The 12,863-nt window shown below is 63.0% G+C and carries 13 protein-coding genes and 1 pseudogene; 7 read left to right on the top strand and 7 right to left on the bottom strand.

What is annotated here, in order from left to right:
- Positions 1-76 precede the first annotated feature (76 nt).
- Both V1273_RS22935 and V1273_RS22930 read right to left on the bottom strand, forming a co-directional pair.
- Positions 77-841 carry an SDR family oxidoreductase gene (locus V1273_RS22935; RefSeq protein ID WP_065747999.1) on the bottom strand — a complete coding sequence of 255 codons (765 nt, stop codon included), beginning with the start codon at positions 839-841 and terminating at the stop codon, positions 77-79.
- Positions 842-854: 13 nt separating this feature from the next.
- Positions 855-1,613 (bottom strand): proteasome-type protease, encoded by a 759-nt coding sequence (locus tag V1273_RS22930; protein ID WP_028349888.1) that lies wholly within the window; start codon positions 1,611-1,613, stop codon positions 855-857.
- A 279-nt stretch (positions 1,614-1,892) separates the two neighbouring features.
- Between V1273_RS22930 and V1273_RS22925 the strand changes: the two genes are divergently transcribed.
- Both V1273_RS22925 and V1273_RS22920 read left to right on the top strand, forming a co-directional pair.
- On the top strand, positions 1,893-2,063 hold the full coding sequence (locus tag V1273_RS22925) for a hypothetical protein (protein ID WP_334410920.1): 171 nt from the start codon (positions 1,893-1,895) through the stop codon (positions 2,061-2,063).
- Complete coding sequence (locus V1273_RS22920; RefSeq protein ID WP_334410919.1) at positions 2,064-3,503, top strand: ABC transporter substrate-binding protein; 1,440 nt, start codon at positions 2,064-2,066, stop codon at positions 3,501-3,503.
- Between the two features lie 115 nt (positions 3,504-3,618).
- Here the strand turns inward: V1273_RS22920 and V1273_RS22915 are convergent, their stop codons facing one another.
- The 3 genes and pseudogenes from V1273_RS22915 to V1273_RS22905 all read right to left on the bottom strand — a co-directional run bounded on the left by V1273_RS22915 (position 3,619) and on the right by V1273_RS22905 (position 6,970).
- Positions 3,619-4,458: a transglutaminase family protein gene (locus V1273_RS22915; RefSeq protein ID WP_334410918.1), complete on the bottom strand. Its 840-nt coding sequence runs from the start codon at positions 4,456-4,458 to the stop codon at positions 3,619-3,621.
- 131 nt (positions 4,459-4,589) lie between these two features.
- The gene (locus V1273_RS22910; protein WP_028349886.1) at positions 4,590-5,534 is read right to left on the bottom strand and encodes an alpha-E domain-containing protein; all 945 of its coding nucleotides are present in this window, start codon (positions 5,532-5,534) and stop codon (positions 4,590-4,592) included.
- A gap of 16 nt (positions 5,535-5,550) precedes the next feature.
- A pseudogene (locus tag V1273_RS22905) lies at positions 5,551-6,970 on the bottom strand (circularly permuted type 2 ATP-grasp protein).
- 219 nt (positions 6,971-7,189) lie between these two features.
- On the opposite strand from V1273_RS22905, the gene V1273_RS22900 reads away from it, so the two are divergent.
- From V1273_RS22900 to V1273_RS22890, 3 genes are all read left to right on the top strand, one after another.
- On the top strand, positions 7,190-7,930 hold the full coding sequence (locus V1273_RS22900) for a competence/damage-inducible protein A (protein ID WP_334363509.1): 741 nt from the start codon (positions 7,190-7,192) through the stop codon (positions 7,928-7,930).
- Positions 7,931-7,984: 54 nt separating this feature from the next.
- Positions 7,985-8,503 carry a xanthine phosphoribosyltransferase gene (gpt, locus tag V1273_RS22895; RefSeq protein WP_334363508.1) on the top strand — a complete coding sequence of 173 codons (519 nt, stop codon included), beginning with the start codon at positions 7,985-7,987 and terminating at the stop codon, positions 8,501-8,503.
- A 128-nt stretch (positions 8,504-8,631) separates the two neighbouring features.
- Complete coding sequence (locus V1273_RS22890; RefSeq protein ID WP_334363507.1) at positions 8,632-9,249, top strand: hypothetical protein; 618 nt, start codon at positions 8,632-8,634, stop codon at positions 9,247-9,249.
- Positions 9,250-9,346: 97 nt separating this feature from the next.
- Here V1273_RS22890 and V1273_RS22885 read toward each other — a convergent pair whose 3' ends face one another.
- On the bottom strand, positions 9,347-10,369 hold the full coding sequence (locus V1273_RS22885; RefSeq protein ID WP_334410917.1) for a methionine synthase: 1,023 nt from the start codon (positions 10,367-10,369) through the stop codon (positions 9,347-9,349).
- A 237-nt stretch (positions 10,370-10,606) separates the two neighbouring features.
- Here V1273_RS22885 and V1273_RS22880 point away from each other — a divergent pair, with 237 nt between their 5' ends.
- Entirely contained in the window at positions 10,607-11,227 is a 621-nt protein-coding gene (locus V1273_RS22880) for a 2-hydroxychromene-2-carboxylate isomerase (protein ID WP_334410915.1), read from the top strand.
- Positions 11,227-12,201 carry an NADPH:quinone oxidoreductase family protein gene (locus V1273_RS22875; RefSeq protein ID WP_334410914.1) on the top strand — a complete coding sequence of 325 codons (975 nt, stop codon included), beginning with the start codon at positions 11,227-11,229 and terminating at the stop codon, positions 12,199-12,201. Before V1273_RS22880 ends, V1273_RS22875 begins: the two co-directional genes overlap by 1 nt.
- 179 nt (positions 12,202-12,380) lie before the next feature.
- On the opposite strand, the gene V1273_RS34110 is transcribed toward V1273_RS22875, so the two are convergent.
- Complete coding sequence (locus V1273_RS34110; RefSeq protein WP_442894166.1) at positions 12,381-12,821, bottom strand: esterase/lipase family protein; 441 nt, start codon at positions 12,819-12,821, stop codon at positions 12,381-12,383.
- Positions 12,822-12,863: the final 42 nt, after the last annotated feature.

The following is a 12,863-nucleotide window of genomic DNA, read 5'->3' as shown; positions in this document are numbered from 1 at the left end:
ATTATGCCAACCTTGTCGATTTGTGAAAGCCCAACTCGTATCCCGGACGCGGTGTGCCGCGCCCGGGGCACGAAAGTCAGCCCCGTCCCACGAACGGCATCTTGGTCGCCATGACGGTCATGAACAGCACGTTGGCATCTAGCGGCAGGCCCGCCATATAGGCCACCGCATCGCCGACCGCCTTCGCGTCCATGCGCGGCTCGTGTTTCATCGTGCCATCGGGCTGCATCACACCGGGGCCGGCGACCATGCGGTCGGTCATTGGGGTTGCGGCATTGCCGATGTCGACTTGGCCGACTGCGATGTCGTACATGCGGCCGTCGAGGTTGGAAGCCTTGGTGAGGCCGGTGATCGCGTGCTTGGTCGACGTATAGGCCGCAGAGAAGGGCCGCGGCGCGTGCGCCGAGATCGAGCCGTTATTGATGATGCGGCCGCCGCGCGGGGTCTGGTCCTTCATGATGCGGAAGGCATGCTGGGTGCACAGGAACGGGCCGGTGAGGTTGGTGTTCACCACCGCCTGCCACTGCTCGAGGCTGAGATCCTCGAAATTGACCGGCGGCGCGCCCATGCCGGCGTTGTTGAAGAGAACATCGAGCCGGCCGTAGGTGTCCTTGACCTTTTGAAACAGGGCCGCAATCGACTCGGGCTTGGTCATGTCAGCAGAAACGCACAGGCTCTTGCCGACATTGTCGCCGAGCTTCTTGGTTTCTTCCAGCATCTCCATGCGACGCCCGGCGAGCACCACGGTGAAGCCGGCATTCATCAGCGCCAGCGATGCCGCGCGTCCGACGCCGGTGCCGGCACCGGTCACGAGCGCGATCTTGTTGGTTGCTTCGGCCATTGTTTCCTCGCCTTCAGTTCTTGGTTTCTGTTTCGGATTTGTAGGGTGGTCTCGGAATATTCTGGTGTGCAGCCCGCAAGGCCGCCGACCAGCGCGAACGCAGGTCGTGGAAATATGGCTCGCCGGCCTCGATGCGGTGGTTGAGGTCGGCCTCGCAAGCATCTGCGCGCACCACCAGCACGTCGATCGGCAAGCCGACGCCGAGATTGGAGCGCATGGTTGAATCCATCGAGATCAGGCCGGTCTTCAGCGCCTCATACAGTTCGACGTCGTAATGCATCGCGCGATCCAGCACCGGCTTGCCGTATTTGTGCTCGCCGATCTGCAGGTAAGGCGTGTCGGTGGTGCATTCGATGAAATTGCCGGCGGTGTAGACCATGAACAGCCGCATCCGCGAGCCCTTGATCTGGCCGCCGAACAGGAAGGAGACATCGAAGGAGACGTCTTCGGATCGCAGCGCCTCGCCTTCGGTGGCGTGCACGGCGCGGATGGCGCGGCCGATGCGTTGCGCGGCCTGGAACATGGTCGGCGCGTTGATCAGCGTTTCGAGCTCGCCGGTGTGCGGATCTTCCATGCCCTCGGTGAGCGTCGACAGCACCGACTGGCTGATCGCCAGATTGCCGGCGCTGGCGACCGCCATGATGCGCTCGCCGGGTTTTGAGAAAATATGGAGTTTGCGGAAGGTCGAGACGTTGTCGAGGCCGGCATTGGTGCGCGTATCCGCGATCATGACGAGACCGTCCCGCACCAGAATTCCGCAGCAATAGGTCATTCCAGATCCCCGAACGCGCCTGATTTTTCGGCGCCAACTAGTAGCCAATTTCGAGGGGCCATCCAACCCCAATTCGATCCGGCTGATCCGCCCGCTGGCGGAAGCGGGCAATCCGAAGGCGCAAACCCAGATCGGGACGATGTCGCAGGCCTAAGCCATGACTGAGGCTTGGCTGAGGCCTGCGCCGCCTCCAACTATCGAGCCTGCGAATATTGATTATGTCCGCGGCCTCCGGCACGCTGGCTCTCCCACAAGAACAAAAAGCATTGGGAGGCCATCATGCGCGCCAGCCGGCTGTCGGGCGAACTCACCATCTCTGTGGCGATGCTTTGCATCGCATTGCTCACGGCGGTTCCCGCCTCAGCGCAGAAAAAGGGCGGCACGCTCAGGCTCTATCACAACGACAATCCGCCCTCGACCTCGCTGCACGAGGAAGCGACCATCGCCTAGGTGACGCCGTTCGCCGCCATCTTCAACAACCTCGTGGTGTTTGATCCCGCCAAGGTCCACGAAAGCATCGATACGGTCATTCCGGAACTCGCCGAAACCTGGTCGTGGGATTCCACCAATACGAAATTGACGTTCAAGCTACGGCAGGGCGTGAAATGGCACGACGGCCAGCCGTTTACGGCCAAGGACGTGCAGTGCACCTGGCGGATGCTGATCGGCAAGGCCGAGACCCAGGACTTCAAGCGCAACCCGCGCAAGGTCTGGTACACGAAGCTGCAGGACGTCTCGATCAACGGCGATCATGAGACGACCTTCGAGTTGAGCGAGCCGCAGCCGAGCTTGCCGGTGCTGCTGGCGAGCGCGTTCTCGCCGGTCTATCCCTGCCATGTATCGCAGCAGGTGATGCGCACCAAGCCGATCGGCACCGGGCCGTTCAAATTCGTTGAGTTCAGGCGCGGTGAGTCGATTCGCCTGGTACGCAATCCCGACTACTGGAAGAAGGATCGTCCATATCTCGACGAGATCACGTTCCGGATGATCGACAGCCGCGCAACGCGGATGCTGGCCTTTGCCACCGGCGATTACGACATCACCTTTCCGTCCGACGTCAGCATTCCCCTGATGAAGGATGTGAAGGCACGCGCGCCGCACGCGATCTGCGAGATGACGACAACGGGAGTGCAGATCAACCTGATGGTCAACCGCGTCAATGCGCCGTTCGACAATCCGGAGATCCGCAAAGCGATGTCGCTGGCGCTGGACCGAAAACCCTTCAACACGATCCTGACGGAAGGACTGGCGCGGATGGGCGGGGCAATGCTGGCCAAGCCCGCGGGCGAGTGGGGCATGCCGCCGGACATGGTGTCGTCGCTGACCGGCTACGGCCCCGATACCGAGAAGGACATCGCCGAGGCGCAAGCGATCATGCAGAAGCTCGGCTATAGCGACGCCAAACCGCTGCAGATCAAGATCCAGACCAGGAACCTGCCGACCTATCGCGATCCCGCCGTGATCCTGATCGACCAGTTGAAGAAGATCTACATCACGGGCGAGCTCGACATCCTCGATACGCCGCGCTGGTACGCGCGGCTGGCGAAGAAAGACTACACGATTGGGCTGAACTTGACCGGCGTCAGCGTCGACGATCCCGATGGCAATATCGTCGAGAACTATTCCTGCAAGTCGGAGCGCAACTATACCCAGTACTGCAATGCCGAGGTCGACAGATTGCTGGCGGCGCAATCGCGCGAGCTCGACAAGGAAAAGCGCAGGAAGTTCGTCTGGGATATCGAGCGGCTACTGGTCGAGGACGCCGCGCGGCCGATCATCCTGCACTCCTCGGCCGGCAATTGCTGGCAGCCTTACGTGAAGAATTTCCGGCCGCATGATAATAGCCAGTACAACAACCTGCGGTTCGAGGATGTGTGGTTGGATAAGTGACATCCCTCCACCGTCATTGCGAGGAGCGAAGCGACGAAGCAATCCACGCTTCAGCAAGCGGCGAGATGGATTGCTTCGCTGCGCTCGCAATGACGGTGGGGAAGGTCCGGGGCCGTCACTGCGACTGGCTTTGCCACTGCCCCGGCCGGCCGGCCCGATCGACCTTGACCGCCACCGTTAGCGTTTCCGTGCCGCCGCCATAGCGGGTGCCGCGTACCGGGGCGGCGCCGAGATAGTCGAGCCCGATTGCGACACGAGCGTGGGCGTCGGTGGTGCAGATGCCGTTGGCGGCATCGAAGCCGACCCAGCCGAGATCGGGCACGTAGGCTTCCGCCCAGGCGTGGCCCGCCGGCTGGTGCACCATTCCGTCGGAGCGCAGGAAATGGCCGGAGACGAAGCGCGCCGGCACGCCGCCGGATCGGGCGCAGGCGATGAAGATGTGCGCATAGTCCTGGCAGACGCCGCGCCTGAGCGCGAACGCCTCCGCCGCCGAGGTGCCCGAGTGGGTGGGGTCTTCGTCGAATGTCATGTGCTCGTTGATCTGCACCATCAGCGCATGCAGGAAACCGAGCACGTCGCCATCGGACTCCGACCGCAGCTCGCGGGCAAAGATCGCCATCGCCGGATTGACTTCGGTCAGCGCGGTCTGGCGCAGGAACAGGCTCGGCGGAAAGCGCTCGTCGGTACCGCGCAGCACGCCGCCGGTGTCATGGGTCTCGATCAGGCCCTCGACATGGATGGTGAGGTCGGCGATCGGCCCCTGGGTGAGCACATGCGTGACGTTGCCGAATGCATCCTGGTGCATGTCGAGGCGAGAGTCGGTCGAGACGTCGATCTGCCATTCGGCGACATACTGCCCGTCATGGCTGCCGGGCGTCATCCGCAGGATCTGGATCACGCCCGTGGCCGGCGGCTCGTATAGATAGCTGGTGGAGTGGGCAATTCGCAGGCGCATGGCTTGACCAGGTTCGGATCGTCATGCCCGGGCTTGTCCCGGGCATCCACGTTCTTCGGTTGGCATAGCAAGACGTGGATGGCCGGGACAAGCCCGGCCATGACGGCGGTTGGTTTTGTTCGTCCGAAATCTCAAATCAAATACTGCTTGGTGATGATCTCACCGAGCCGCGCATTGTCCGCGATGAACTCCTGGATGAACTCATGGACGCCGTGCTGGAAGATATCGTCCATATGGCTGTGTTCAAGCCGGTTGCGGACGCCGCGGGCGTGGCGCTGGGCGGCGCCCTGGCGACCGTAGGCGACGCCGATCTGGTCGAGATTGCGCACCAGATTGCTGTAGCAGCTCGCCAGCGAGCGTGGCAGCGTGTCGTTGAGGATCAGGAGGTCGGCGATCAGCCACGGCTTTAGCGTCTCGCGGTAGACCCAGTGATAGGCGGTTAGCGCGGAGACCGAGCGCAGGATCGAGGTCCACTGGTAGTAGTCCAGGGGACCACCGACGTGCTCTTCCTCGGGCAGCAGCACGTGATATTTCACGTCGAGAATGCGCGCGGTGTTGTCGGCGCGCTCCAGGTGCAGCCCGAGCCGCGAGAACCAATAGGCGTCGTTGCGCAGCATGGTCCGGTAGGCCGAGCCGTCGAACCGCAGCGAGGTCTCCTGCACGAAGCGGAGGAATCGCGCCAGTTCCTCGCGGCTGGAGGTGCCCTTGCCCCAGACTTCCTGCAATTCGATCCACGCCGAGTTGATGGTGTCCCACATCTCCGATGTCAGCGCGGTGCGCACCGAGCGCGAATTGAGCCGCGCGGCCTCGATGCAGTTCTTGATCGAGGAAGGATTGGAAGGCGAGAATGCCAGATATTCGACGACGTTCTGCTCGGTGGCTTCCGGATAGGCCTCGTAGAAGCTTGCGCTGACCCCGGCCGTCAGCAGCGCCGATTCCCACTCATTGGTCTTGCCGATATAGGCGGCGGGAAGCGCGGTGACTCGCAAGGTCGCATCGATGGTGCGCGCGATATATTCGGCGCGCTCGACATAGCGGGCCAGCCAGTACAGGTTTTCGGCAGTGCGCGACAGCATACGAAGATTTCGCTCTCTATTCGTCCAGTATCCAGGTGTCCTTGGTGCCGCCGCCCTGGCTGGAATTGACCACCAGGGAGCCTTCCTTCAGCGCCACGCGAGTCAGTCCGCCCGGCACGATGGTGACGTGCTTGCTGCCGCGTCAGCACGAACGGGCGCAAATCGACATGGCGCGGGGCGAGGCCGGAGGCGGTGCAGGTCGGGCAGGTCGAGAGCGCCAGCGTCGGCTGGGCGATAAAACCCTCCGGCTCGCGCTTGAGCTTGTCGCGGAACGCCTCGATCGTCGCCTTCGTCGCGGCCGGGCCGATCAGCATGCCGTAGCCGCCGGAGCCGTGCACTTCCTTCACCACCAGCTCGCTCAAATTGTCGAGCACATAGGACAGGTCTTTTGGCTCGCGGCAGCGCCAGGTCGGCACGTTCTTCAGAATCGGCTCTTCGCCGAGATAGAACTTTACCACCTCCGGCATGTAGGAATAGATCGCCTTGTCGTCGGCAATCCCGGTGCCGACTGCGTTCGCCAGCGTGATATTGCCGGCCGCATAGGCCGACATCAGCCCGGGCACGCCGAGCGCCGAATCCGGCCGGAAGGTGAGGGGGTCGAGGAAATCGTCGTCGACGCGGCGGTAGATCACGTCGACGCGTTTCAGCCCCTCTGTGGTGCGCATGAACACCTCGTCGTTCTTGACGATGAGGTCGCGGCCCTCGACCAGCTCGATGCCGAGCTTGTCGGCGAGGAAAGAGTGTTCGTAATAGGCGGAATTGTAGACGCCCGGCGTCATCAGCGCGACCGTCGGCTCGGCCGAGGCGGAGAGCGGCGCCACCGAGCGCAGCGCCGACAACAATTCGTCCGGGTATCGCTCTACAGGTGCAACGCGGTGGCGGGCGAACAGGTCGGGAAACAGCCGCATCATGATTTCGCGGTTTTCGAGCATGTAGGAGACGCCCGAGGGCGTCCGCGCGTTATCCTCCAGCACGATGAAATTGTCGGCGTCGACCCGGACGATATCGATCCCTGCGATGTGCACGTAGACGTCATGCGGCACGCTCTGGCCGTTCATCTCAGGGCGGAAGACCGGGTTTTGGAAGATCAGGTCGTCGGGAATGATGTTGGCGCGCAGGATGTCGCGGCCGTGATAGATATCGCGCAGGAACATGTTGAGCGCGCGGACCCGCTGCTTCAGGCCCTTCTCCAGAACGGCCCATTCCTTCGCCGACATGATTCGCGGGATCACGTCGAAGGGGATCAGCCGCTCCTGCGCCTCGGCGTCGCCATAGACGGCGAAGGTGATGCCGATCCGGCGGAACAACAGTTCCGCCTCCTGGCGGCGATATTCCAGGGCATCCGGAGGCGTCTCCTTCAGCCAGCGGGAGAGCTCCTGGTAGGCCGGGCGGAGGTCGCCGCCGGGCCCGTTCATTTCATCGAAGGCAACTGCCATAAATCCTGACTATCTCTCGAAGCCATGCGGCACGGTGCATGAGTTCACAGGATGGTAGCAAGGCTCGGGCCAGCGCGATATGCATTGGCTTGCGGCATTTCGTGTGGGTAGCCGGCCGCGCTGCCCTAAAAAATGGCTGCCGGGTGCTTATTTCGGCAGCAAACCCCCGTGACTTCAATGCGTTGCTTGCGCAAAGTACGGGGCAGGTGGGGAGAAGTCATGAGCGAGATCGTCACGGCGGGTATTCTGGTCATCGGCGACGAGATCTTGTCCGGCCGTACCAAGGACAAGAATATCGGGTTCATCGCCGAATACCTGACCAATATCGGGATCGACCTCAAGGAGGTCCGCATCGTCGCCGACGACGAGACCGACATTGTCGACGCCCTTAATGCACTGCGGAATCGCTACACCTACGTCTTCACCACCGGCGGCATCGGACCGACCCATGACGACATCACCGCTGACAGCGTCGCTAAGGCCTTCAGTGTCGGGATCGGTCATCATCCGGAGGTGGTGGCGCGCTTCCGCGAGCGCTGGAGCGAGCAGGATCTGAACGAGGCGCGGCTGCGCATGGCGCGTGTGCCCGACGGCGCCGAACTGATCCAGAGCGCGACCATCCTGGCGCCCGGTTTCAAGCTCGGCAATGTAATAGTCATGGCCGGCATCCCCTCGATCATGCAGGCGATGATGGACATCGTCGCGCCCAAGCTGAAATCGGGCGTGCGGATGCTGTCGGACTCGGTACGCGCCAATGCGCGCGAAGGCGACATCGGCGGGCCGTTGCGGGAGATCGCCAACGCCCATCCCGACACCATCATCGGCAGCTATCCGTTCATGGACGAGGACAAGAAGCCGAACACCAACCTCGTCGTTCGCTCGCGCGATCCCGACAAGCTCAACGCCGCGATGGCCGCGGTGAAGGAGATGCTGGCGGCATTGAACGTCACCACCCGGTAGCAGACAGGCCAGGACAAGACGAAGCGACAAGACGAAGCGACAAGGCGAAGCAGCGTGGCAGACAACAATTACGAACCGAGCGCCGAGGCGAAGGCCGGCCGGCCCTTTCCGGTGTCCTGGGACCAGTTTCACCGGGATTGCCGGGCGCTGACCTGGCGGCTCAACGAGGTCGGGCCGTTTCACGCCGTGATCGCGATCACCCGCGGCGGCCTGGTGCCGGCTGCGATCGTGGCCCGCGAGCTGGGCTTGCGGGTGATCGATACGGTCTGTGTCGCGAGCTACGACCACGACAAGCAGGGCGATCTGCAGGTGCTGAAGGGCGTCTCGCCCGATGTCGCCAAACTTGGCGGCGGCACCGGCAAGGGGCTGTTGATCGTCGACGACCTCGTCGATACCGGTACCACCGGACGGCTGGTGCGCCAGATGCTCCCCGATGCACATTTCGCCACCGTCTACGCCAAGCCGAAAGGCAAGCCGCTGGTCGATACTTTCATCACTGAAGTATCGCAGGATACCTGGATCCATTTTCCCTGGGACACTGCGCTGTCGTTCCAGCCGCCGATCCGTCCGTGATGGCATGCCGTGGTCTGGCCGTCATTGCGAGGAGCGATAGCGACGAAGCAATCCATGCTTCCGCGCGCGAGGAGAGATGGATTGCTTCGCTGCGCTCGCAATGACGGTGATAGGCTTTTGAGCGTCACATGCCCCTTCAAAACCGCGTCACGCCCACAGGCGACATCATCGCGACCCCGTATCGCGGCATGTTCACCGGTAACCGCGGCATCATCCACGATCCCGCGACCAAAACTTTATTGAAGAAGCGCTGGTCGAGCCCGGCCTGGATCACCTGCGTCTGCGAGTTCAGAGGGTGGCGGCGGCCCGTGATGGGCCGGCGGAGCTGGACCGAGTTGTTCTTTCTCGACGAGGCGACCGCCTTCGCCGCCGGGCACCGCCCATGCTTCTTCTGCCGCCGCGACGACGCCAACCGCTTTCGCGCGGCGTGGGAAGTGGGCAATGGTGCGAAGGACATTCGTGCGCGGGAGATCGATGCCGCGCTGCATGGTGAGCGGCTGGAGCGCGGCAAAAAGCGGCTGCATCCGCCGCCAGTGCCGGTGGCGCAGTTGCCTGACGGCGCGATGGTGCAGCGGGGCGAAGAGTCTTTATTGATCGTGCAGGGCAGGGCGCTGCAATGGTCGATGGCGGGATATCGCGAGGCGGTCGATGCGCTCGACGTCGCGATGCTATTGACGCCGCCGTCGACGTTGCGTGCATTCGGCGCCGGATATCGACCGGTGCTGCATCCGAGCGCGATGGGATAAAGACTATCCCCGTCATTGCGAGGAGCGAAGCGACGAAGCAATCCATCTATCCCCGTGTAGAGAGGTGGATTGCTTCGCTTCGCTCGCAATGACGGGGTTAGCCCAACCGTTCCCGCGCCAGCCTTGCGCCCGCGCCGAGCGCCGCGAGCTTCGCCTCCGCGATATCTCTCCGCATCGGCGCCATGCCGCAATTGGTGGTAGCGACGATGTTGCTGAGCGGCACGAATTTCGACACCGCCTCGATCACCTGAACGACGTCTTCCGCGGTCTCCACCGTGTCGCTGGCGACGTCGATCACGCCGGCCTGGATGACCTTGCCGGGCAGCAGCGCCAGCAGATCCAGCGGCACTTTCGAGTTGCGGCACTCGATCGCGACCTGCTGGATCGGGCTCTTGGCGATCGCCGGGAAAATATCCCCGTACTGCCGCCACTCGCTGCCCAGCGTCTGCTTCCAGTCGGTGTTGGCCTTGATGCCATAGCCGTAGCAGATGTGAACGGCGGTGGTGCAGGTCAGCCCTTCGGCCGCCCGCTCCAATGCCTTGATGCCCCAGTCGGAGACCTCGTCCATGAAGACGTTGAAGGCGGGCTCGTCAAACTGGATCACGTCGACGCCATCCGCCTGCAACGCCTTGGCCTCGCTGTTGAGCAGCTCGGCAAAGGCGAACGCCATCTTGACCTTGTCGCCGTAATACCGGTCGGCGACGGTGTCTGCGATGGTCATCGGACCGGGCAGGGTGAATTTCAGCTTGCGCGTGGTATGGGTGCGGGCGACTCGGGCCTCGTCCGCATGGACACGCCCCTTGAGCGTGAGCGGTGCTGTCACCTGCGGCACCATCGCCTTGTAGCGGTCCTTGCGGATGCCCATTTCGACCTTGTGGGCGAAATCAATGCCCTCGACCTTCTCCAAAAAGCCGTGGACGAAGTGCTGGCGGGCCTGCTCGCCCTCGGTGACGATATCAACGCCAGCATCCTCCTGCAGCTTCACCGCCAGCATGGTGGCATCGCGCTTGGCGCGGGCGAGCTCGTCACCCCTCGATTTCCAGGGTGCCCACAGCGTGTTGGGCTCGGCCAGCCATTCCGGCTTCGGCAAGGAGCCTGCGATCGTGGTTGGAAACAGCATGGGAGCCTCCCGATGGGTTCTGATTGAGCGCCTGTCTGCCATGACTTATGGTCGAGGTACAGAACAACAAAAGTCGCCATTGCCTGGAAAATCTCGATCATACTGGAGAGGAACTGGGGCTTCCGGTCGGCCGCGAGGCAGCCGCCGCGGAGTAGAGGCCCCTCCAGCGCCCTTCCTTCGAGACGCGCGTTCCGCGCTCCTCAGGATGAGGCTCGAGAATCAACAAAAGGAAACCCCATGCTCGAATTCTTCTTCGATTGCTCCAGCCCCTGGACCTATCTCGCCTTTCATAACATCCAGCCGCTCGCCAAGGAGCTCGGCGTCGAGATCACCTGGCGGCCGATCCTGGTCGGCGGCATCTTCAACACCGTCAATCCGAGTGTCTATGCCTCCCGCGAGACGCCGGTGCCGTTGAAGGCGCGCTATATGAAGAAGGATCTCGCCGACTGGGCGCGCTCCGCAGGCCTTGCGATCAAGATGCCGCCGACGGTGTTTCCGGTGAACAGCGTCAAGGCGATGCGCGGCTGTATCTGGGTTGCACAGGAATCTGGCGAACGCATGGTGCCGTTCGCGCGCGCCGTGTTCGAGGCCTATTGGGGCGATGACAGGGACATCTCAAAGGATTCGGTGCTGACGGATATCTGCGAGAGCGTCGGCGTCGATCCCGTCAGATTCTTCGAGTGTATCGGCCAGCAGGCGATCAAGGAACAGCTCAAGGCCAACACGGACGAGGTGATGGCGCGCGGCGGATTCGGTTCACCGACGATCTTCGTCGGCAAGACCGACATGTATTTCGGCAACGACCGGATGCCGCTGATCCGCGAGGCGCTGGAGCGCCTGAAAGCGCGGGCCGCCTGATGCCGAAAGCCGTCGTCTGCCGTGAGCTCGGCCCGCCCGAGAAGCTGCGCCTGGAAACCTTTGCCTCTGCACCGCTGGCGCCGGGACAGATACGCGTCGCTATTCGTGCCGCCGGGATCAATTTCCCGGATATTTTGATGGCGGCGGGCGAATATCAGCTCAAGCCGCCACTGCCGTTCACGCCGGGCGTCGAAGCCGCCGGCGATATCGTCGAGATCAACGGCGCTACGGGAGTTGCGGTGGGCGACCGGGTGATCGTGAAGATGCGGCACGGTGCTTATTCCGATGAAGCGATCGCCACACCCTCGCAGCTCGTGCCGCTGCCATCGACGTTCGACTACGCCGAAGGCGCGACGTTCCTGGCCGGCCATGGTACTGCCTATCACGCGCTGATCGATCGCGGCCGGCTTCAACCGGGTGAGGTACTGCTGGTGCACGGCGCCGGCGGCGGCGTTGGCCTTGCCGCCGTCGAAATCGGCAAGATGCTCGGTGCCACCGTGATTGCGACCGCGTCAAGCGACGAGAAACTCGCGATCGCCAAAGCGAGGGGCGCCGATCATCTCGTGCGCTACGACCAGGAGCCGTTCCGCGATGCCGTCAAGCGCATCACCGACGGGCAGGGCGCCGACGTGGTGTTCGATCCCGTCGGCGGCGAGGTGTTCGAGAACTCGATGCGCTGCATCAACTGGGGTGCGCGGCTGTTGGTCATCGGCTTTACCGGCGGCATCGGGCTTGCCAAGACCAATCTGTTGATGATCAAGGGCGCGAGCGTGCTCGGCATCCGTGCCGGCGAAGCAGTGCGGCGAAATCCTGCGCTTGGCGAGATCAGGATCAAGGCGCTTACGGAATGGGCGGAGGCCGGAAAAATCCGCCCCAACGTCTCGCATCGGCTGCCGCTGGAGGAGTACGCGAAAGCGATGCGGCTGTTGATCGACCGCAAGGCGATCGGCAGGGTGGCGCTCACCATGGGATGACAACGGAGGTTTTCTCACCGCGCTTCGGCATATCGCAAGCACGTTCCTTCGATCTGACCGCAGGCTGCATCCTGTGCGTTGCCGATATCGGTCGCACCACCAGCCAGGGATGCGACGCACCGATCACGATGTGACCTGTCATGCCGTCGAGCCTGGTATTCGCCACCGACACCCGTCCGTCATGCGGCTTCGGCAAGAATGCCGAGGCGATCGGATAGATCGAGCGGTTTCCGGCGATGATGCCGACGGGATAATCGACCGGCGGAAACAGCGCTTCGATGGCGGCGTCGCGCTGGGTGCCGAGTTGCTGTCCTGCCGGTCCGAAGAAGGAGCGGTAGGGTCCGAAGTTCTTCAGGCGGTCGGCGATCTCGCTGCCGCTGTTCGGCGTGCCGATCATTTACAACGCGGCCCAGACGTTGCGGCCGGTGACGGGCGATGTAGACGCGTGCCAGCAGTCCACCCATGGAATGGCAGACGAAATGGACGGAACCGGCGACGCAATCGGCAAAGCGCTGGATGGAAGGATGGATGTCCTCCGCCAGCGCGTCCAGCGCCCTTCGGCGGCTCGCATAGTCCAGGTTAAGCGCCGTCAGCCCGGCAGCCTCGATTGCCGTCTGCATTCTTCGAAACGATCGCGCCGTCCTGCTGATGCCATGCAGCAG

Source organism: Bradyrhizobium sp. AZCC 1721, assembly GCF_036924715.1.
Lineage (GTDB): Bacteria > Pseudomonadota > Alphaproteobacteria > Rhizobiales > Xanthobacteraceae > Bradyrhizobium.
The sequence above is the reverse complement of the archived record's forward strand: the minus strand, read 5'-3'. Positions and strand labels throughout refer to the sequence as shown.